The organism is Altererythrobacter epoxidivorans (assembly GCF_001281485.1).
Lineage (GTDB): Bacteria > Pseudomonadota > Alphaproteobacteria > Sphingomonadales > Sphingomonadaceae > Erythrobacter > Erythrobacter epoxidivorans.
Window position 1 is genome coordinate 981,325 of the sequence record NZ_CP012669.1, and the last position, 20,633, is coordinate 1,001,957.

The window sequence follows — 20,633 nt, forward strand, 5'->3', positions numbered from 1 at the left end:
TCAACCCCGATTGTTCAATTAATTCGGGCCGCATCCTCAAGATGCAATTCGGCCTGGGGGCGTGGACCCCAATCGTCGATTTTGACGCGACCTGCGAGATGGAAGAGCGCCCCCGTGTGACGTTGCAGCAGGGTTTGACCCATATCGCTTTCCGCAGCACGGAACGCGATCGCCTTGAACGACCGCCCGTCCTGGCCCGCAGCGATGATTCGCAAGTGATCCTTGCCCACGATGTCCGCTTTCACGATCCTGACGGGGCCAACGGCCACGCGAGGACCGGGCCAGCCGACGCCGTAGGGGCCGGCGCGTTCGAGCGTCTCGACCAGATCGGGTGTCAGGCCGCCTGCGGAAACGGCAAGGTCGATCTGCATCTCCTGGTTCTCGCGCGCGAGCATGACCTGTTTCGCAAGCCGCTCGTCGAGAAACTCGGACAATGCATTCAACTTGGCCTCTTCTACGGTCAGACCGGCAGCCATGGCGTGGCCGCCGCCTGCGACGAGAAGATCGTGTTCGCGGGCAGCAATAATCGCCGCTCCCAAGTCGACGCCGCTAATCGATCTGCCCGAACCCTTGCCAAGGCCTTCTTCCGAATCGAGTGCGATAACGATCGAGGGCTTGCCGGTCTTTTCCTTGATCCGGCCAGCAACGATGCCGATCACGCCGGGATGCCAGCCGTGACCGGATAGCAGGATGACGCCGCGATTGTGCTGGCTGTCGATCTGGCTTTCCGCCGCCTCCTGCACTTCCGCTTCGATCGCGCGGCGCTCTTCGTTGAGGGCCGAAAGTTGTTCGGCGATCGCGCGTGCTTCATCCATATCGGTCGTGGTGAGCAGCCTGACGCCGAGGGTCGATTCGCCCACACGGCCGCCTGCATTGATGCGGGGGCCTAGTGCGAAGCCGAGATCGCTGCACTTTGGTGCGCGGTTCAATCGGCTTGCATCGATGAGTGCTGCCATGCCGATGCGATCACGCCGCGCCATCACCTTCAGGCCTTGCGCGACAAAAGCGCGGTTGAGCCCATGCAGGGCAGCCACATCCGCAACTGTCCCCAGGGCGACGAGGTCGAGCAACCCCATCAGGTCGGGTTCTTGCCGGTTCTCGAAGTAGCCTTGGGCTCGCAAGGTTCGAACCAGAGCAATCGCCAGCAGGAATGCGACACCTACTGCCGCCAAATGGCCGTGCGAACTGGCGAGGTCGTTCTCGTCGAGCCGGTTGGGGTTCACCAAGGCTGCCGTGATGGGAAGGTCGGGAGAACACTTGTGGTGATCGACGACAATGACATCGACGCCCGCATCGCTTGCCTGCTTCAATGCCTCGTGCGCCATTGCCCCGCAATCGACGGTAACGATCAGGCTCGACCCTTCATCGCCGAGCCGCACCAGCGCCTCGCCGCTTGGCCCATATCCTTCGAGCAGGCGGTCGGGAATGTAATAGCCTGCGTCGACACCCAGATCCTTGAGAAGATTGACCAGCAGGGCCGCGCTTGTCGCGCCGTCGACATCGTAATCGCCGTAGATCGTGATCTTTTCGTCGCTCAGTATCGCCTGCGCGATGCGTTCGGCTGCCACGTCCATGTCACGAAATTCGGACGGGTTCGGCAGAAATCCCTTCAGGGTCGGTTTCGCATGACGCTCGATGTCTTCTCGTGCCACGCCGCGCGTAAGCAAGAGCTGCGTGAGAATATCGTCCTCGAGGCCCGAAATACCGCCTTCGATGCCGAAATTGCCGCCACGCCACTGCCACTTCTTGCCGGATAGCGAGTGTTCGATTCCTAATGCTGCTGAAATTGCGCGCGATGCCATACGATGCAGGATAAACCATCGGGCCAGTCGCTGCCAGTGCCGCGAGATTGACAATCGACAGGCTGCAGGCTTCACCAAGCATATGAGCGAGAAGACGCTTTTGGTCGTCTGGCACAGCCGGACCGGTGCGAGTGAAGCGATGGCGAAAGCGGTCGCGAAGGGGGCTGGCGAGGCAGCACTTCTGCTGAAAGCAGAGGGAGTGCGGCGCGAAGATTTCGAGTCCGCCGGTGCCTATTGCTTCGTCTGCCCGGAAAATCTCGCAAGCATGAGCGGGATGATGAAAGAGATGTTCGACAGGCTGTATTATCCGTTGCTCGGATCGATAGAGGGGCGAGCCTACGCCACGATCATTGCCGCTGGTTCGGATGGCGAGGGCGCACAGCGCCAGATCGATCGCATCGCTACAGGTTGGCGGCTGCGCCGGGTCATGGACGAGATGATCGTCAATTTCGACGCACAGACGCCTGCGGAAATACTCGCCATGAAAACTGTGCCGCAATCCATAATCGATGATTGCCAGGATCTCGGTTCCGGAATGGCAGAGGGACTGCGCCTCGGTATTTTCTAAACTGCTGAATGAAATATCGAATTTGGCGCTAACCTGACTCGACGCCAGATCGTAAATCACTAAACTGCTCTCAGGACGGGATATTGAGCGACAAGAACGGCACCTCGGCGCAGCCTTCGAAGCAGCATGCCTGCCATCATGGCATCTATTTGCTGTTCGAGGCAGGAACCCGCCCGGACCGTGATGGCCTGCAATCCTTTGTTGCAGCCGATCCGCAGCACGGCATTTCGTTTGATCCGGCCAGTTCGTCATCCGAACTTGCCGACGGGGCGAAACCTCGGGAGGCAGCACCTGCTTGGCTTGAAATGTTGAGTTCAGGGCTGACTTTCGAATTGTCCGGCCTCACTCCGGGCGAAAGCATAGCCATGCCAACTGCCAGTCAGTTGTTCGACATAAAGGACGCGAACGGCCCCATGGAATGGGAAGCCATTTGCATGGCGCCCGGCGCACATCTGTCCGGAGGCGAACGAACTCTTCCAGTCATCCGCGTCATGATGGAACTTGCACGCGACCTCGTCTCGCATTTCGGGACACTTGCTGCTGTCGCCTGGATGCCGGCGGGGGCCATGATCGGCAGGCGATACTTCGAATCCACGGTCAGTGCCTGGCTGGGCGGCGGGCCTTTCCCGGCGCCCGGACTGGCAACGTTCGAAGCGGGCGGGGGCGGCTCCTTGAGATCAGTGGGCCTTGCGCATTTCATCGGACAGGAAATCGTCATCGATCCGCTTTTGGCCAGTGACAGGCTCGCAGCCACGCGGTTGGGATCGCGGATCGTCAATCAACTCGTACTGACCGGCAAACTGTCGGAGCGTGAAGACATCATCGCGCCCGACGGAAGCAGGCTTGTGATGACGCCCGAGGCGAGGGGCGCGGAGGTTCATATCCGGCCGGGTTAGCGGCGGAAGCGGAGGGGTTTTTGGGTCGCAAAATCAGTCGCCGTAAGGCGATTCCGTTTCGTTCGGTCAATCGCCGCGATGCGCCCGGCTATCTCGACGACGTCCAGCGGCACCATATCCTGCCGCGCCAATTGATCAGCCGTAGGTGCTTTGGCAATTTTTTCGCCCGTGTGGGCTGTGCCAGTCTCGGCTTCGACGATTTTCGCTCCAACGGCCTCTTGCTTCCGTCAACCGAGGGAAGGGCGATCGCGATGGGGCTGCCACTCCATCGCGGACCGCACCGCCACTACAATGAAATCGTGATCGAGCGCGTCGGCTCGATCGAAACCGCATGGGCGTCGAAACATCCCTCAGATGACGGGCGCGCTGCGATAGACGCCATCTTCAGGCTTCAGCTGCTGCAGCTTGCTCTCCGACGCCGTCTCCTGGAAGAGCGTCGCCGGATAATCCTGAACCGCAAGGACCCCGTCGGCACTGGGTTCGATTTTACAGAACTCGATGCAATGGCAGAGGAACTGTGGCGATCTACTGCGCAATCCACGGCTTGAAGGCGGACTTTGCGTCCAGCGCCTTCTTGGCCGCGTGATATTCGCGCTCGAAACGCGAGACCATATCCTCGACCGTTCCGACGGACTTGATCGCGCCGACACCCTGGCCAGAGCCCCAGATGTCCTTCCATGCCTTGGCCTTGGTATTGCCGCCGCTTCCGAAATTCATCTTGCTGGGATCGCTGACAGGGAGGTTGTCCGGATCCATTCCGGCCGCTTCGATTGAACGGCGCAGGTAGTTGCCGTGGACACCGGTGAACAGGTTCGAATAGACGATCTCGTCGGCGCTACTCGCGACGATGCAGTCCTTGTAAGCCTGGACCGCATTGGCCTCTTCAGTGGCGATGAAGGTGCTGCCGGCATAACCGAAATCAGCGCCCATCGCCTGGGCAGCAAGGATCGATGCGCCATTGGCGATGGAGCCCGACAGGGCGACCAGTCCATCGAACCATTCGCGGATTTCCTGCATCAGTGCGAAGGGCGATTGCGTGCCGGCGTGCCCGCCCGCACCTGCCGCAACGGGGATAAGGCCGTCCGCACCCTTTTCGATCGCCTTGTGGGCAAAGCGGTTGTTGATCACGTCATGCATCGTGATGCCGCCCCAGCTGCGTACGGCGTCGAAGATTTCCGGGCGCGCGCCGAGCGAAGTGATGACGAGCGGCACCTGCCATTTGGCGCAGGTCGCCATGTCGGCATCGAGACGGTCGTTGGTCTTGTGGACGATCTGGTTGACCGCAAACGGAGCGGCGGGCCGGTCAGGGTTCTCGCGATTGTGCTTGGCCAGTTCTTCCGTGATCTGGTGCAGCCATTCGTCGAGCAAGGTCTGCGGACGCGCATTGAGCGCGGGGAAGCTGCCGATAACGCCGGCCTTGCACTGCGCGATCACCAGTTCGGGACCGGACACGATAAACAGCGGGGATCCGATCAGCGGAAGGCGCAGGCGATCGAAAGGGGCAGGAAGAGACATCCAAAACTCCGTTGCAGCTTAAAACTTTTGTTTGGCTTATGCGCGCTCGGCTTCAATGTCGAGGCATCAAGACGGTAGAATATCCTCGATGTCGTAAAACCGCGCTGCGGTGCCCGCGAACAGGGCGCGTTTCTCGTCCTGTCCGGCACCTGTGGCGAGGCGCTTGAAGGCATTCCACAGGACCGGGTATTCTGCACCCCAATAGTCGACCGGGTAATTGCTTTCGAACATTGCGCGCGCCGGTCCGAATGCGTCGATGCAGGTTTCGACATAGGGGCGCCACATGGCAGCAAGGTCTTCCGAGCCTGTTCCTGCTGCGGGGCCCTTATCCGGCAGGCCGCAGAACGCCATCGCCAGGCCGCCGAGCTTCACGACAACATTTTCGCACTGGGCCAGCTCGCGAATGTTGTGACGCCAGGTGTCGAAGCGTTCATGCAGTTTTCCGTGATAGCTGCCCATGCCGAGAGGCGTGCCGCAGTGATCGAGACAGATCGGCTGGTCCGGGAACGCCTTTGCCAGCGAAATGACGTCGGGCAACTGCGGTTCGAGCACCCAAGCATCGAAGGTGAGCCCCATCTTCCCGAGATGGGCGAAGCCTTCGCGGAAAGTCGCGTCGAGATAGAGTCCTTCCGGTGCATGGAAGGGCGCACCCAGCACCTCGGGATCGGCATCCCAGGCGCCTTGGTGACGAATGCCCTTGAACCTTCCCGGTGCGGCAGCCTTGAGCGCTTCCAGCACTTCGGCAGCCCCATCGCCCAATTGAAGATCGGCGTGGCCGATGATCGCTGCGCAGGGGCGCAGGTCGCCATAAAGGCCGCTGGCTCCCTGTGCCGCAACGCCATTGACGAATTCGACCTCGCCGACGGTCTTTTTCGCATCGCCATAGGCTGCGTTGTAGAATGCACCGCACTCCATGAAGACCGTGCCGATCACGTTGTGACCGCTGGTCATGTGCGCATGAAGCTGGTCGAAGGTGTAATAGGCGTTGTCGGGAAGGGCAGAGATGAACGGATGTAGCGGCTCCGGAAATGCGCCGATCATCGGACGCAGGTCCCACAGGTGATGGTGTGGATCGATGATCGGCAGGTCGGGTTCGATTATCTGTTCAGGCATGGCCGCAATTGTCTCCCAGTTTTCCTACTGGATGGAACACATGGAACACTGTCCTGACAAGAGAAACTTGCCGGTTGTTTCGCGGCAGCCGAGTTCGGGAATTGTGGCTTTCTGACGAGCAAACCAGCATCCCCCGATGTTTAGTTGATGAAAAGAAGGTAGGAAATTGTATCATCGGTCGCGGCAATCCAGACTGGCTGTGCTAGGATGCGGTCGGATATCGAGCGAGGGAAACGAATGATCGGGTCGAGCGGTCGCATTGCTTTGGCAGTGCTCTTGTTGGGAACTACGGGTTTGGCTTCCGCGCAGGAAAGCGGCGCGCCGGACATCGTGGCCAGCGATCTGGAGCAGGTCGAAGGCGCGGCCAAGATCAGGGATTTCCGCAAGGTCGTGGCGCAGAGCCAGTTCGTGCCGCTTGCCGAAAGCATCTCCCTCGAAACGCTGCTCGCCGAACACCGGCTCTCGCTGCCGGCTCCCGACCCTTGCGGTCAGCCGGTATGCATTGCCGGGGAAGCGATTGCAGCGGACCTGGCGATGCGGCCCGATGCTGCATTCTTTGTCGGCATATCGCTTGCTGCCGATACAGGGGCAGCTGTGGATCAGGCACGCGATGCCAACGGCATTGTCCTCGTGATCGATCGTTCGGGTTCGATGCGCGGCTGGAAACTCGATGCCGTGAAGCAGGGCCTTGGCTCTATCCTTTCCCGGATCGGCGACCAGGACAGGCTGGGGGTCGTAAGCTTCGGTCAGGTTGCTCATGTCGTCCGCGAATTCTCGCCGGTTGCCGGCGCACGGAATGAAATCGAAGACGCCATTGGTGGCCTGAAGGCCGGCGGCGAGACCCATATGGCCGCCGGCTTCGAAATGGGATTGCAGCAGGCCATCCAAGAAGACGCGAGTCGTGTCATCCTTCTCACGGACCAGCTGCCCAATATCTACGAAGGGCGCGGCGGTAGCTTCATGGATCTGGCCGGAAAAGCTGCCGAACGCGGCATCGGCCTCAGTTTCGTCGGCGTGGACCAGCGGTTCGACAATGCGGTTGCGTTTGCCCTTTCGTCGATGCCGGGCGGAAGCTTCCACGAAATGGGTCCAAGCGACGTTGCCGAAGAGTTTTTTGCCGCTGAATGGGCAGCGATGGAAGGCGGCCCGTCAGGCAAGGGGACCATAACCATCTCTCCTTCCGCAGGATATTCGATCTCGGCAATCTACGGCGTCCCGCCAGAGCTCGTGTCGCATGCCGAAAACGGTGCCGTGTCGCTGGATGTCGGGCCATCATTCCTGCGCAACCGCCGCGACGGGATATATTTTGCCTTGTCGAAAACTGGCGGCGAGCGTGCAGAGAGCACGGATGCACTGGTTCGGCTTGCCATCGCAGGTGAAGGACCGGCGAGCATCGTCGGAACCTCTGCAACTCCGGCACAGGGTCTGGTGACGGCGCAGCACCTGATCGACGAATACGAGGTGCTGACAAATGCGCTCGGCATCTGGCATTCCGGCGTTGATCGCGATCGTGCCATCGAACTGGTCGCGTATCTCAATGCACGCTTGGCGCGCGGCGAAATCCCCTTGCTCGAACGCGAACGGGCAATGGTGGCGAAGCTGGCCCAGAACATGGCCCTTGCGAAAGACAAAGCCGCCCCGTCAGAACTGCTGGGCCGGTGGGAGGTCCGCTACGAGAAAGGCCTGATCGGTGCGAAACAGGGTGACATCGTCGAGATTACCGCTGCCGGCGGTTTTCTGATCTATCCGCGCCACGAGCATTCTGAAGATGCCGTGACGAGGCAGACCTACCAGCATGAAGGCGAGCGCCTGCTGATCGACAACACCGACCTCGTCTTCAACTATTCGGTCAAGGACAAGGGGCGCAAGCTGGCGCTGGATGACCAGGCAGGGCTTGCCAAGCTGAAGCTCAGCAAGCTGCCTTGACGGTCACTTCAGCGCGATTGCGCTGTTAGCAGCGCTGAGGACCGCACGAACACTGGCGGTTGCAATGTCTTCATCGATGCCGACGCCCCAGATGGTCTGGTCACCCGATATGCATTCGAGATAGGCAGCTGCGCGCGCGTCGCGGCCCGATCCCAGAGCATGCTCGGTGTAATCGACAACGCTGATATCCAGCCCGAAGCTGTCCTCCAGCGTGGCGATCACTGACGAAATCAGGCCGTTGCCGCGACCGCTGACCGTCTGTTCCTGGCCTTCGACCGCAATCTTGCCCGAGAATATGCGCGTGCCATCGGCAGCGCGGCTTTCCTCGTAGTCGACCAGCTGGAAATGCTTCGGGTGCGTCTTGACGTGATAGGCGTGACGGAAAGCATCCCAGATGTCTGCCGCGTTGAGTTCCCGGCCTAACTCGTCGGCCATACGCTGGACATGTTTGGAGAAATCCGCCTGCATTTTCTTCGGCAACTTCAGGCCTTGGTCCTGCTCTAGCACCCATGCGAACCCGCCCTTGCCGGATTGCGAATTGACCCGGATGACAGCCTCGTAATTGCGGCCGAGGTCTGCCGGATCGATCGGCAGGTAGGGGACGCGCCATTCCTCGTCGTTCTGCTGCGAGTGTGCCTCGAATCCTTTCTTGATCGCATCCTGGTGCGATCCGGAAAAGGCAGTGAACACCAGTTCGCCGCCATAGGGGTGGCGCTGGTGGACCGGCAGTTCGTTGCAATATTCGACCGTCTCGATCACCCGGTCGATGTCCGAGAAATCTAGACCCGGGTTCACCCCTTGCGTGTACATGTTGAGCGCCACCGTCACGAGGCAGCAGTTCCCGGTCCGCTCGCCATTGCCGAACAGGCATCCCTCAACGCGGTCAGCGCCCGCCATCAGTCCCAGCTCTGCCGCTGCAACGCCGGTCCCGCGATCGTTATGGGTGTGCAGGCTGATGACTGCACTCTCGCGATTGGGCAGGTTGCGGCAGAAATACTCGATCTGGTCGGCGTATATATTGGGCGTCGCAGCCTCGACCGTCGCGGGCAGGTTGAGGATGATCGGGTGATCGGGAGTTGGCTGGAGCACCTCCATAACCGCTTCGCAAACCTCGATGCTGAAATCGAGCTCTGCGGTAGAGAACGTCTCGGGGCTGTATTCGAAATGCCAGTCTGTGTCCGGTCGCTTGCCGGCTTCGTCCCGCAGCACCTTGGCACCCGCGACGGCGATCTGGCGTACTTCGTCTTTCGACATGCGGAACACGATCTCGCGCCATGCCGGGCTGACCGCGTTGTAAAGGTGGACGATGGCAGCGCGTGCGCCTTCGAGGCTTTCGAAACTTGTCCGGATCAGGTCCTCACGGCTCTGCGTCAGGACCTGGACCATCACGTCGTCGGGGATGCGGTCAGACCTGACGAGCCCGGAAATGAAGTCGAATTCTGTCTGGCCGGCGCTGGGGAAACCGACCTCGATTTCCTTCACTCCGACTTCGACAAGGAGATCGAAGAACCGGTTCTTCTTCACTGCATCCATCGGGTCGATGATCGACTGGTTGCCGTCGCGAAGGTCGGTCGACAGCCAGCGCGGCGGGGACGTGATCGTCCTGCTGGGCCATTGGCGGTCCTGCAACGGAACTTGCGGAAAGGGCCGGTACTTGTGGCTGGGATCGGAAAGCATGGGCATGGAAATCTGCTCGTAACGAGAATTGTTGTGCTGGTCGAAGATCGGTCCCTTGAGCGCCCGGCGCGCCGTTCAGGGCACGCGGCAAGTCACGCCCAAGGGCGTGTAAGTCGTAGAAGCAGCAGCGATCCGTTACGCGTCATGACGGTTTCAATTGCCGATAATTTCCCGCATGGCAAGGAAGAACAGCAGAAAACTGCCATTGGGGAGAGTTGAGGGAATGTCCGAAGATACGAAGGCCGACCAGTCGCTGCACGATGCATTGGGATTGATCCGGGTCGTGAAGCTGGATCCGGAAGGGCGTGCGACGCTGGAATACGAGGCGAAGCCTTCGATGTGCCATTCGGGCGGCGTGGTGCAGGGCGGCTTCATCACCGGATGGATCGATGCCGCGATGGCGCATGCTGCGATGGCGAAGAACGGCCGCGACATCGTGCCGATGTCGCTGGAGCTGAAGGTCAGTTTCTTCGCGCCTGCGCGGCCCGGCAAGGTGATTGCCGAAGGTTGGGTCGAACGACACGGCAAACGTACGACGTTCTACGAGGGCCACCTGAAGGCGCCCGACGGGACCGTGCTGGCGAAAGCGACGAGCACGATCCTTCTGGCAGACATGTCGCGTGTTGTCGCCGCATCGAAGAAAGCGACAGGGGCCTGAGGATGGCTGAAATCCGGCCGTTCCATCTCGCCATTCCCGACGAGGAACTCGCAGCGCTTGCGATCAGGCTGGATCACGTGCGCTGGCCCGAGCAGGAGCCGGTCGACGACTGGTCGCAGGGAACGAAGCTAGCAGCGCTGCAGGAACTGGTGGCCTATTGGCGGCTCGACTACGATTGGCGGCGCTGCGAAGCGAGGCTCAACGAGATCGGGCAATTCACCACCGAGATCGAAGGCCTTTCGATCCATTTCCTGCACAAACGGTCGTCTCGTCCCGATGCGATTCCTCTGGTCATCACGCATGGCTGGCCGGGCTCGGTGGTTGAATTTCTCGGCGTCATCGACGAACTGACCGAACCAGGCGATCCGCATGCGCTGGCTTTCCATGTCGTTGCGCCTTCGCTCCCCGGTTACGGATTTTCAGGGAAACCGGCATTGACCGGATGGGGGATCGAGAAGATCGCGCGGGCGTGGGCGGAGCTGATGCAACGGCTCGGCTACAGCGAATGGGTTGCGCAAGGCGGCGATTGGGGTGCCGCCGTAACCACCGCCATCGGCCAGCTCGCGCCCGAGGGGTGCAAGGGGATCCACCTCAATATGCCGATCGGTCGTCCTGGCCCGGACGACATGGCGAGCCAGGACCCGAGGGTGCTGAAAGCGCTGAAAGCGCTCGGTTTCTACCAGGAATGGGATTCCGGATATTCCAAGCAGCAAAGCACCCGCCCGCAGACCATCGGCTATTCGCTCGTGGATTCGCCGGTCGGGCTTGCCGCATGGATACTCGAGAAAATCTATTACTGGACCGACAATGACGGATCGCCATGGGATGCTCTGTCCATGGACCAGGTGCTCGACGACATCATGCTTTACTGGCTGCCTGCGACCGGCGCCTCTGCCGCCAGGCTATATTGGGAAAGCTTCGCAAGGTTCGGTGCGGGAGAGGTATCCATTCCATCGGGTGCGAGCGCCTTTCCCAAGGAAATCCTGCCTGCGCCGCGCGAATGGGCCGAACGTACGCTGACCAATCTCGTGTACTGGAACGAGGTCGAGAAGGGCGGCCATTTCGCCGCCTGGGAACAGCCCGATCTGTTCGTGAAGGAACTGCGCGCCTGCTTTGCGAAAATGGTTTAGCGCCAGCGCAATCGCTCCGGGGTCAGCTGGTCCACTGAGGTCACGCCCATCAACCGCATGCCGCGCTCGATCTCGTCCTTCAGGATGCCGATAGCGCGCTCAACGCCGGGCTGTCCCGCCGCCGCAAGGGCGTAGAGGTAGAGCCTGCCTCCGCTGGCCGCCGTGGCGCCAGCGCACAGGCTTTTGAGGACATGCGTGCCGCGTCGCACGCCGCCATCGACGATAATCTCGATTTCGCCGCCGACCGTGTCGACTATCTCACGCAGCTGGTCGAAGGGCGCGCGGCTGCCGTCCAGCTGCCTCCCACCATGGTTTGAGATCATGATTGCATCGGCACCGATCTCGACCGCGCGGCGCGCGTCATTGGCGCTCATCACGCCTTTCAGCGCAAACTTCCCGCCCCAGTCCTGCCTGATCCGGGCTGCGGTGTCCCAATCCATTGAGGTATCGAGCATCGTATTAAAATATTCCGCGATGCTGACAGCCTTGCCGGTGCCTTCGCTGACATGCGTATCGAGGTTGGGTAGGCGAAATTTCTCGCGCAGCAGGTAATCGAGCGTCCAGCGCGGACGCGTCGCGTAACTCCAGACAGCGCTCGGCGTGAAACGGGGAGGGGTGGTAAACCCCGAGCGAAGGCAACGCTCCCGCTTGCCCGATACGATGGTATCGACCGTCAGCGCGATCGCATCGAAGCCGGAGGCCTGGCAGCGTTCGATCATCGAAGTGTTCAGGCCCTTGTCCTTGTGGACGTAGAGCTGGAACATCTTGGGCCCGTCAGTCAGGGCGGCGATCTCTTCGATGCTGCGCGTGGCGAGGCTCGAGATACCGAACCACAGGCCGAATTTCGCCGCGGCTTTTGCAACGGCGGTCTCGCCTTCATGATGGAATGCCCTCTGCACGGCAGTCGGGCTCAGCACGAGGGGTAGGGCGCTCTTTCGGCCAAGGATGGTGCAACTCGTGTCGATTTCCGCCACGCCCGCGAGCACGTCGGGGACGAGGTCCGCATCGTCGAAGGCGGAGGTGTTGCGCCCCTTGGTCAGTTCATCATCGGCCGCGCCATCGATGTAATCGAATACGGGCCAGGGAAGCCGCGCTTTCGCCAACTTCCGGAAATCATCGATATTATGGCAGTCTGTAAGTCGCATCCCGCAGTCTTAGGCCCACGTGGACGCGCCTGTCGACGCATTAACCGCAGCCGACGGATTCGATTTTGTTGTCGACATCCAACATCACGTTGAGACGGTTCGGATCGAGATCGTCGGTCGTGGCTTCGCCGGGGGCCACCCAGCGTACGGTTTCGATGGGCATGACTGCGATCGCCAATTCAGCACGCGCTTCTTCGCTTGCCTCGTCGCCGATGAACTTTGTCGCCCGGGACGCATTGCACGGATCGATGGCCAGGTCGTCGGCACTTGCCTGCGTGGCGACTGCCACGGGCGTCTCCGAACTGTCGGCGGAGGCTTCGATATCTCCGCAGGCAGCGATGCCTAGTGGAAGGGCGGCAGCAAGGGCGAGAGCATGTCTGAGCATGGCTCTCAAACCCCCGCTGCCGATCTTGGTTCCTGCCGGGCATTCGCATCTGCTCAATGAGTTGAGTTGCGATGCCGTTGGCAGTGCCGTGTTACTTCTTCTCGAATGCGGCAGAAATTTCGAGTTCGACCTGGTCCGAAACGACCGGGACAAAGGTAGCGAGACCGAAATCGCTGCGGTTCAGCACGGCTCGACCTTCGAAGCCGATCGTCTTGGCCTTGGACATCGGGTTGGCGCCCGCGCCGGTAAATTCGGCCGCGATGGCAACCGGGCGGGTTACACCGTTCATGGTGAGGTCGCCAACGATCATGGCCTTGGTTTCGCCGGTGCGCGTCACGCTGGTCGATACGAACCGCGCCGTATCGGGATCGGGGCCGAAGAAGTCGGGTGCCTTGCCATCCTTGCCGGGGCGAAGGAGATGCTCTTTCAGACCGGCAGACGCGAGCGCGACCTCATTGATCGGGATCGTCACATCAAGCTTGGCCGCTTCTGGATTGGCCGGATCGAGTTGCAGCGTACCCTCGATCGATCCGAAGATGCCGAAATAGTCATTGAAGCCAAAGTGATTGACTCGCCAGCCGACCAATGTGTGACCGGGGTCGGTTGCGTAGGTTCCGGCTTCGACGCGGGACAGGTCGACCTGTCCGGGAAGCGAAACCGATTGCTGCGCGACGAGCGGGAATGCGGCGGCAAGGGCGATGCTGCCGGCAAGCGGCAGCGCATAACGAAATTTGGGCAGGCGGATCATTCGTGTGTCTCCTTATGGTGGAACTCACACGGACAAGTCGCCTGCCCATTGATTGGTTTCAAGAAGGCACACCCCTGTTACCGGCCTGTCATCGACATGCGGCCGGGGCAGCCTTCCTTTGATCAGTTCTTTTCCTTGTCGACCAGCTTATTGGCGCTGATCCACGGCATCATTGCGCGCAGTTCGGCACCGGTCTTTTCGATCGGGTGCGCTTCGGCTGCCTTGCGGCTCGCCTTGAGCTCGGGCTGGCCTGCGCGGTTGTCGAGCACGAAGTCCTTCACGAAACGGCCCGAGGTGATGTCGGCCAGGACACGCTTCATTTCCGCCTTGGTTTCGTCGGTGATGATGCGCGGGCCGGTCTTGATGTCGCCGTATTCGGCAGTGTTCGAGATCGAGTAGCGCATGTTGGCGATGCCGCCTTCATACAGCAGGTCGACGATCAGCTTGGTTTCGTGGAGACACTCGAAATAGGCCATTTCAGGGGCGTATCCAGCCTCGACCAGCGTTTCGAAACCGGCCTGGATGAGGTGCGTGATCCCGCCGCAAAGCACGGCCTGTTCGCCGAAGAGGTCGGTTTCGCATTCTTCCTTGAAGTTGGTTTCGATGATGCCCGAACGGCCGCCGCCAACGCCGCTGGCATAGGCAAGAGCAACATCATGGGCGCTGCCGCTCGCGTCCTGGTGGATCGCGATCAGGCAAGGCACGCCGCCGCCGCGCTGGTATTCGCTGCGCACCGTGTGGCCCGGCCCCTTCGGCGCGATCATGATCACGTCGATGTCGTCGGGTGCTTCGATCAGGCCGAAATGGATGTTGAGGCCGTGGGCAAAGGCAAGCGCGCTGCCGGGCTTCATGTTGCCCTTGAGGTCATTCTCCCAGATCGCCGCCTGGTGTTCGTCGGGCGCGAGGATCATCAGGATGTCGGCCCACTTGGCTGCCTCGCTATTGCTCAGCACCTTGAAGCCTGCGCCTTCGGCCTTCCTTGCGGTGGCGGAGCCTTCGCGCAGTGCAATGGCGACGTCCTTCACGCCGCTGTCGCGCAGGTTCTGTGCGTGGGCATGGCCCTGGCTGCCATAGCCGAGCACGGCGATCTTCTTGTCCTTGATCAGGCCCAGGTCGGCATCGGCGTCGTAGTAAACTTTCATGTCTTTTGTCCCTCGTCACCCCTGCTGCGGCAGGGGCCCAGATGAGTTCGCTAGTACAGCGAGGCGGTGGTTAGGCCCGGTTGTCCACCCGGACCACGAATAAAATCTTATGGCAGCCTAAGCTCCTTCGGCGCCGCGCATCATGCCGACGACGCCGCTTCGTCCGACCTCGACGAGACCGAGGCCGCGCATGAGAGTGACGAAACTGTCGATCTTGTCGGGTGCGCCGGTCAGTTCGAAAACGAAGCTTTCGGTCGTGGTGTCGACCACGCTGGCGCGGAACACCTCAGCGATGCGCAGCGCCTCGACGCGCGCGTCGCCTTTTCCGGATACCTTGATCAGCGCGAGTTCGCGTTCGACGTGCGGGCCTGCCTGCGTCAGGTCGACGACCTTGTGCACCGGCACCAGCCGTTCGAGTTGCGCTTCGATTTGATCGATCACCTGCGGCGGGCCGTTGGTGACGATGGTGATGCGGCTGACGGCGTGGTTTTCGCTGATGTCGGCCACGGTCAGGCTGTCGATATTGTAACCGCGCGCGGTGAAGAGTCCTGCGATCTTGGCGAGAATGCCGGACTCGTTATCGACTGTGATGTTGAGAACGTGCCGTTCCGAGGCTGCCTGTGCAATTTTCATGGGGTCGATCCTTACACCAGCGCCTTGGCTTCGTCGTCCATCGTGCCCTCGACCTGGTCGCCGTAGAGCAGCATTTCGGTGTGCGCCGCACCCGACGGGATCATCGGGAAGCAGTTCGCCTCTTTTGAAACGAGGCAGTCGACCATGACCGGGCCATCGTGATCGAGCATCGCCTGGATGCCGGCGTCCAGTTCGCTTTCGTCATGGATGCGAATGCCCTTCCAGCCGTATGCTTCGCACAGCTTCACGAAATCCGGGAGGCTGTCGGAATAGCTGTTCGAATAGCGGCTTTCGTAGGTCAGTTCCTGCCACTGGCGGACCATGCCCATGTATTCGTTATTGAGGATGAACACCTTCACCGGCAGGCGATACTGGCTCGCCGTACCCAGCTCCTGGATGTTCATCTGAATCGAGGCCTCGCCCGCGATGTCGATCACCAGATCGTCGGGATTTCCGAGCTGAGCCCCGATGGCGGCGGGCAGCCCATAGCCCATCGTGCCGAGGCCGCCGCTGGTCAGCCACTTGTTCGGATCACGGAAGCCGAAATATTGCGCGGCCCACATCTGGTGCTGGCCAACCTCGGTCGAGATGATGGGGTTGCGATCCCTGGTCAGGGCGAAGAGGCGTTCGACCGCCTTCTGCGGCATGATCAGGTCGGATTTTTCCGGATAGGCGAGGCAGTCGCGCGCCTTCCATCCCATGATACGTGCGTTCCATTCGCTGAGGTCATTCGCCTTGCGGTCGCCCCAGACGCTGATGATCTGTTCGAGGACGTGCGCGCAATCGCCGACGATCGGCAGGTCGACCGCGACGGTCTTGTTGATCGAGCTGCGGTCGATATCGATGTGGATCTTGGTCGAATCCGGGCTGAAGGCGTCGAGCCTTCCGGTCACCCGGTCGTCGAACCGCGCGCCGATGCAGACCATCAGGTCGCAGCGGTTCATCGCCATGTTCGCTTCGTAAGTGCCGTGCATGCCCAACATACCGAGCCAGTCGGGATGGTCCGAAGGAAATGCGCCAAGGCCCATCAGGGTCGAGGTAACCGGTGCGCCGGTCAGGTCCTGGAGCTTGCGCAGCAATTCCGTAGCGCGTGGACCCGAATTGATGACGCCGCCACCGGTATAGAAGACGGGGCGTTCTGCCTTCGCCAGCAGCTCGACTGCTTCGGCAATGTCCTCGATCGCACCGACCATCTGGGGTTGGTATCGGTGGGTCGCCGAACCGTTTCCTTCGCGGCTGAACGAGGGGACGGCGATCTGCACATCCTTGGGAATATCGACGACCACGGGACCAGGGCGGCCGGTGGTCGCAATGCGAAACGCCTCTTCCAGCGTCGGTTTGAGGTCGGCCGGTTCCTTCACAAGGAAATTGTGCTTGGTGCAGTGACGCGTGATGCCGATGGTGTCGGCTTCCTGGAAGGCGTCGGTGCCGATCAGTGCCGTCGGGACCTGTCCCGTGATGACGACGAGCGGGATGGAATCGAGGAAGGCATCGGCAATGCCGGTTACGGCATTCGTCGCACCTGGTCCGCTCGTAACGAGGACGACGCCGGGCTTGCCGGTCGAGCGTGCGTAACCTTCCGCAGCATGGGCAGCGCCAGCTTCGTGACGCACCAGGACATGGCGGATACGGTCGTTATCGAACAGTTCGTCATAGATGGGCAGCACGGCACCGCCCGGGTAGCCGAAGACGTACTCGACCCCTTGTTCGACTAGGCAATCGACCAGGATGGCTGTGCCGCTGCGCTCCTGTGCCACAATACTTTCCCTTCCTGCGCGGACGACGTTTTGCCGTCTCTGCCATAATGAATGCGGCCCGATGCATGGGTAGCACCGGGCCAGTCGTGGGTGCTCGCTATGCGTTAGAATCTATCGTGTCAACAATTAATAACGCAATAATCGTGCGAAATGAGTGCTCCAGGTATAATTCTCTGACTCGCATCGTGGCCAATTTTCGGGCGGCTGTCGACGGAACCATGTATATTGCCGCTTGGCATAGTTGCGCGTGGCTTGCTGGCCAGCGGCAATGGCTTCATCCAGCGCAAGCTCGCCTTTAAGATGCGATGCGATCTCTGGCACGCCTATCGCCCTCATGACGGGCAGGGAGGCGTCGAGAGACCGAGCCAAGAGTGCCTCGACCTCACCAAGCGCGCCTTGCTCCATCATCAGCGAGAAACGACGATCGCATCGTTCATAAAGCCAGTCGCGATCGGGGAGCAGGACGAGCGGATGCAGGTCGATCTCGTCTGCAATGCCGCCCTCCATCTGCTGCTGCCAATGGGACAAGGGGTGTCCGGTCGACCGTACCACCTCGAGAGCGCGCGACAGGCGTTGGACATCTGCCGCGTCGAGCACGGAGGCACGCTCCGCGTCCTCGACCCCGAGCGCCGCATACAGTTCACCGGCTGTCATGTTTCGGACAACGGCGCGAACTTCGGGGTCAATCTCGGGGACTGGCGCGATCCCGTCGAGCAAAGTCCGCATGTAAAGTCCGGTGCCGCCCACCAGGATCGGCACGGCATTTTCGGCATGTAGTAAAGATATTTCGCGCTTTGCCGCAGCGGCCCAATCGGCAGCCGAACAGGCGGTCGCCCCGTCCCATGTGCCAAACAGGCGATGTTCGATCCCGCGCATGTCATCTGCCGAAGGGCGGGCGCTGAGGATGCGAAGATCGGAATAGACCTGGGCGCTGTCGGCATTGATTACCACGGCCCGCCGACCCTGATCTTGCAGGCCGATAGCAAGGTTCACGGCCAGATCGCTCTTGCCGCTGGCGGTTGGCCCTGCGATGAGCGCGACCGATTGTTTCACTGGAGATTCCCGCTTGCTCATTGCCCGCCTGATAGCAGACCCAGCCACCTTGGAAACGCGCCTCGACGCCGCAAAGGCTGCGCTTGCCGATCAGGGCATGGAAATTGCCATGGCCGGAATGCTCGATTTCTGCGGGGATGTGCTCCAGATTTCGCTGGCGTCGGGCAGGATCGATGCACTTCTCGAGGTGCTCGACACATATTTCTCGCCTGCAGATATGCTCGTGTCGAAGGGTGATATCGCGATCCCGCGCCTGTTTGTGTCCGACATGGATTCCACCATGATCGGGCAGGAGTGCATCGACGAACTGGCCGATTATGCCGGTATCAAGCCGCAAATTGCAGAGATCACTGAGCGCGCGATGCAGGGCGAACTCGATTTCGAGAGTGCCCTGCGTGAGCGGGTCGGCCTGCTCGAAGGGCTGGACGAAAGCGCAATCGAACAATGCCTGGACGAACGGATCTCACCAATGTCGGGTGCACGCACCCTCGTCAGGACTTTGCGGTCGAAGGGCTGCCGCACGGTCCTGGTCACAGGTGGTTTCCACCACTTCGCAGACCCGGTTGGCGAGCAGCTCGGTTTCGAGCGGGTCGTCGGCAATCGCCTGGCGGTTGCCGATGGTAAGCTGACCGGTGGACTGGTCGGGGCGATCACGGATTCTTCCGTAAAGAAGCGCGTCCTTGAAGAAGAGCTGGTATCGCTCGGCGACAATGCCCTGTCGCTGGCAACGGGCGACGGCGCGAACGACATCCCGATGATCGAAGCTGCGGATTATGGCATCGCCTACCGAGCCAAGGCAAAGGCGCGTGCAGCCGCCAATGGCCGGATCGATCGGGGCGACCTGACCTCGATCCTGAAGCTGTTGAACATCCCCGAAAGCGACTGGGTCGCCGGCTAGAGCCAGCTGGCAATCTGCCCCAGCGGTTTCTTGCGCATCGCATGCGCCGGCACCGTCGCATCAGCGGTGGGATGACCGACAACGACAATCATCAGCGGCTTTTCATGGTCCGGGCGTTCACAAATCCGGCGCAGGAAGCCCATGGGCGAGGGGGTGTGCGTCAAGGTCGCAAGGCCCGCCTCGTGCAGGGTTGAAATCAGCATGCCACAGGCGATCCCGACACTTTCGGTGACGTAATAGTTCTGCGTCTCGCCATCTTCCTCGATACCACCCTTGCGCTGCGCAAATACAACGATCAGCCACGGCGCGGTTTCAAGGAATGGTTTGTCCGAATCCGTGCCTAGCGGTGCGAGCGCGCCGAGCCATTCATCGCTAGCCTTGCCGGCATAAAACTCTCGCTCTTCGGCCTCGGCTGCCTCGCGGATCGCGCGTTTCTTTTCGGGCGAGGAGACGACAGCGAAATGCCAGGGTTGGTGGTTGGCGCCATTAGGGGCGGTTCCGGCCGCCTCGATCGCGGCTTCGATCACTTCTCGCGGGACGTCCCGGTCGGAGAAAAAGCGGCAGGTCCGGCGCTGCTTCAACCTGTCCCGCGCCGCTCGTGCGCGGGCGATGCGCTCCGCATCGGTGATCTCGGGAAGGGCGTAAGGTATCTGGTCGTGATCTTTCATCACCAGCATGATCGCCAAATCCCGCGCGAAAGACCAGCCATGCAATTTGGATGCGATGGACAGACAATTTACATTGTTGTAAGTATCAGTTTGATACGCACCTGCGAATGAACGAAGAGAGCGCCATGCCTGTTATCGATCGTCCACTGGTCCACCCCGAACGCAAGACTTCGGGTTTCCACCCGTTGAAGGTCTGGAAGCATTTCCGCCAGCTCGTCGCCGACAAGGAAGATACCGAACAGGTCTTCCACATCATCGAGGCGACCAAGGGACGCAGGAGCCACAAGCAGGCGTGGGATTTCATCCGTTCCGACAAGGGGCAGGCGATGATGAAGCGGGAATGGAGCATTCCCTCGCATCTCGACGATCACGCATTATGGGCCGATTGCGGCCCGAACAGCGTTGCTCAGCATTATATCCGCTTCATGAAACGCGAAGGGCTGTCGGCTGCGGGACTGGTGGCTGAAAGCCATAAGTGGCAGCCGCCAGAGGCCCGGCTGCAGGATCAGACCGAATGGTATTTCGAGCGCCTGCGCGACACGCACGACCTGTTCCACGTGCTGACCGGATATGGGCGCGATGCCTTGGGCGAGGCCTGCCTGCTCGGCTACAGTTACGAGCAGAACCACAATCTCGGCATTCTCTTCATCGCCTATGCAGGCGCTAACGAGATCCGCAAATCGACCGGGACCACCGCGCCTCTGCGGGCCGCGGTGAGCGAGGGCCGGCGGATCGGGCGCGCTGCCGGACGTATCGCGCACGAGGATATCGAAGCGCTGATGCGCGAAGATTACGATGCTGCCCGCAAGCGGCTGAACCTTGGCGATCCGGTTATCTACCGCCAGTGCCTCGCGCAACTGGAAGCCGAGGGTTACCTCGAAGACGACCTGATGCAGCCGCAGGCGGCGGCTGCCTGAGG

At 61.0% G+C, this 20,633-nt stretch carries 20 protein-coding genes; 8 read left to right on the forward strand and 12 right to left on the reverse strand.

Annotation, left to right across the window (positions count from 1 at the left end):
• Positions 1 to 14 precede the first annotated feature (14 nt).
• On the reverse strand, positions 15 to 1,802 hold the full coding sequence (gene recJ / locus AMC99_RS05000) for a single-stranded-DNA-specific exonuclease RecJ (RefSeq protein WP_061923600.1): 1,788 nt from the start codon (positions 1,800 to 1,802) through the stop codon (positions 15 to 17).
• Between the two features lie 82 nt (positions 1,803 to 1,884).
• On the opposite strand from recJ, the gene AMC99_RS05005 reads away from it, so the two are divergent.
• The 3 genes from AMC99_RS05005 (at position 1,885) to AMC99_RS05015 (ending at position 3,814) form a co-directional block, all read left to right on the forward strand.
• Positions 1,885 to 2,370, forward strand: a complete 486-nt coding sequence (locus AMC99_RS05005) for a flavodoxin family protein (protein ID WP_061923603.1) — start codon at positions 1,885 to 1,887, stop codon at positions 2,368 to 2,370.
• An 83-nt stretch (positions 2,371 to 2,453) separates the two neighbouring features.
• The gene (locus AMC99_RS05010) at positions 2,454 to 3,266 is read left to right on the forward strand and encodes a hypothetical protein (RefSeq protein WP_061923606.1); all 813 of its coding nucleotides are present in this window, start codon (positions 2,454 to 2,456) and stop codon (positions 3,264 to 3,266) included.
• A gap of 20 nt (positions 3,267 to 3,286) precedes the next feature.
• Positions 3,287 to 3,814: an AHH domain-containing protein gene (locus AMC99_RS05015; protein ID WP_232301513.1), complete on the forward strand. Its 528-nt coding sequence runs from the start codon at positions 3,287 to 3,289 to the stop codon at positions 3,812 to 3,814.
• Here the strand turns inward: AMC99_RS05015 and AMC99_RS05020 are convergent.
• Together AMC99_RS05020 and AMC99_RS05025 are read right to left on the reverse strand one after the other, a co-directional pair.
• On the reverse strand, positions 3,792 to 4,781 hold the full coding sequence (locus tag AMC99_RS05020; protein WP_061923609.1) for an NAD(P)H-dependent flavin oxidoreductase: 990 nt from the start codon (positions 4,779 to 4,781) through the stop codon (positions 3,792 to 3,794). The two genes, AMC99_RS05015 and AMC99_RS05020, sit on opposite strands and share 23 nt — an antisense overlap.
• A 66-nt stretch (positions 4,782 to 4,847) precedes the next feature.
• Positions 4,848 to 5,894 carry an amidohydrolase family protein gene (locus AMC99_RS05025; protein ID WP_061923612.1) on the reverse strand — a complete coding sequence of 349 codons (1,047 nt, stop codon included), beginning with the start codon at positions 5,892 to 5,894 and terminating at the stop codon, positions 4,848 to 4,850.
• Positions 5,895 to 6,188: 294 nt separating this feature from the next.
• Here AMC99_RS05025 and AMC99_RS05030 point away from each other — a divergent pair, with 294 nt between their 5' ends.
• The gene (locus AMC99_RS05030; protein ID WP_198143574.1) at positions 6,189 to 7,820 is read left to right on the forward strand and encodes a vWA domain-containing protein; all 1,632 of its coding nucleotides are present in this window, start codon (positions 6,189 to 6,191) and stop codon (positions 7,818 to 7,820) included.
• Positions 7,821 to 7,823: 3 nt separating this feature from the next.
• Here the strand turns inward: AMC99_RS05030 and leuA are convergent, their stop codons facing one another.
• Complete coding sequence (gene leuA / locus AMC99_RS05035; protein ID WP_061923618.1) at positions 7,824 to 9,503, reverse strand: 2-isopropylmalate synthase; 1,680 nt, start codon at positions 9,501 to 9,503, stop codon at positions 7,824 to 7,826.
• Positions 9,504 to 9,720: 217 nt separating this feature from the next.
• Here leuA and AMC99_RS05040 point away from each other — a divergent pair, with 217 nt between their 5' ends.
• Positions 9,721 to 10,155 carry a PaaI family thioesterase gene (locus AMC99_RS05040; RefSeq protein WP_061923620.1) on the forward strand — a complete coding sequence of 145 codons (435 nt, stop codon included), beginning with the start codon at positions 9,721 to 9,723 and terminating at the stop codon, positions 10,153 to 10,155.
• 2 nt (positions 10,156 to 10,157) lie between these two features.
• Positions 10,158 to 11,285, forward strand: a complete 1,128-nt coding sequence (locus tag AMC99_RS05045) for an epoxide hydrolase family protein (protein WP_061923623.1) — start codon at positions 10,158 to 10,160, stop codon at positions 11,283 to 11,285.
• On the opposite strand, the gene AMC99_RS05050 is transcribed toward AMC99_RS05045, so the two are convergent.
• The 7 genes from AMC99_RS05050 to miaA all read right to left on the reverse strand — a co-directional run bounded on the left by AMC99_RS05050 (position 11,282) and on the right by miaA (position 18,169).
• A complete protein-coding gene (locus AMC99_RS05050; RefSeq protein ID WP_061923627.1) occupies positions 11,282 to 12,430 on the reverse strand; it encodes an alpha-hydroxy acid oxidase in 1,149 nt (382 codons plus the stop codon). The genes AMC99_RS05045 and AMC99_RS05050 overlap by 4 nt on opposite strands.
• 40 nt (positions 12,431 to 12,470) lie before the next feature.
• Positions 12,471 to 12,815, reverse strand: coding sequence for an I78 family peptidase inhibitor (locus AMC99_RS05055; protein WP_061923630.1), 345 nt, complete (start codon positions 12,813 to 12,815; stop codon positions 12,471 to 12,473).
• Between the two features lie 91 nt (positions 12,816 to 12,906).
• Complete coding sequence (locus AMC99_RS05060) at positions 12,907 to 13,563, reverse strand: YceI family protein (protein ID WP_061923635.1); 657 nt, start codon at positions 13,561 to 13,563, stop codon at positions 12,907 to 12,909.
• 122 nt (positions 13,564 to 13,685) lie between these two features.
• Entirely contained in the window at positions 13,686 to 14,705 is a 1,020-nt protein-coding gene (gene ilvC, locus AMC99_RS05065; protein WP_061923638.1) for a ketol-acid reductoisomerase, read from the reverse strand.
• 117 nt (positions 14,706 to 14,822) lie between these two features.
• Positions 14,823 to 15,338 carry an acetolactate synthase small subunit gene (gene ilvN, locus AMC99_RS05070; RefSeq protein ID WP_061923641.1) on the reverse strand — a complete coding sequence of 172 codons (516 nt, stop codon included), beginning with the start codon at positions 15,336 to 15,338 and terminating at the stop codon, positions 14,823 to 14,825.
• 11 nt (positions 15,339 to 15,349) lie between these two features.
• Positions 15,350 to 17,095: an acetolactate synthase 3 large subunit gene (locus tag AMC99_RS05075; RefSeq protein WP_061923645.1), complete on the reverse strand. Its 1,746-nt coding sequence runs from the start codon at positions 17,093 to 17,095 to the stop codon at positions 15,350 to 15,352.
• A gap of 126 nt (positions 17,096 to 17,221) precedes the next feature.
• The gene (gene miaA, locus AMC99_RS05080) at positions 17,222 to 18,169 is read right to left on the reverse strand and encodes a tRNA (adenosine(37)-N6)-dimethylallyltransferase MiaA (RefSeq protein WP_061923648.1); all 948 of its coding nucleotides are present in this window, start codon (positions 18,167 to 18,169) and stop codon (positions 17,222 to 17,224) included.
• Between miaA and serB the strand changes: the two genes are divergently transcribed.
• Positions 18,162 to 19,046, forward strand: coding sequence for a phosphoserine phosphatase SerB (serB, locus tag AMC99_RS05085; protein WP_061927740.1), 885 nt, complete (start codon positions 18,162 to 18,164; stop codon positions 19,044 to 19,046). The genes miaA and serB overlap by 8 nt on opposite strands.
• On the opposite strand, the gene AMC99_RS05090 is transcribed toward serB, so the two are convergent.
• Positions 19,043 to 19,714 carry a nitroreductase family protein gene (locus AMC99_RS05090; protein WP_061927742.1) on the reverse strand — a complete coding sequence of 224 codons (672 nt, stop codon included), beginning with the start codon at positions 19,712 to 19,714 and terminating at the stop codon, positions 19,043 to 19,045. The genes serB and AMC99_RS05090 overlap by 4 nt on opposite strands.
• A gap of 107 nt (positions 19,715 to 19,821) precedes the next feature.
• On the opposite strand from AMC99_RS05090, the gene AMC99_RS05095 reads away from it, so the two are divergent.
• Positions 19,822 to 20,631 (forward strand): ubiquinone biosynthesis protein COQ4, encoded by an 810-nt coding sequence (locus AMC99_RS05095; protein ID WP_232301514.1) that lies wholly within the window; start codon positions 19,822 to 19,824, stop codon positions 20,629 to 20,631.
• Positions 20,632 to 20,633: the final 2 nt, after the last annotated feature.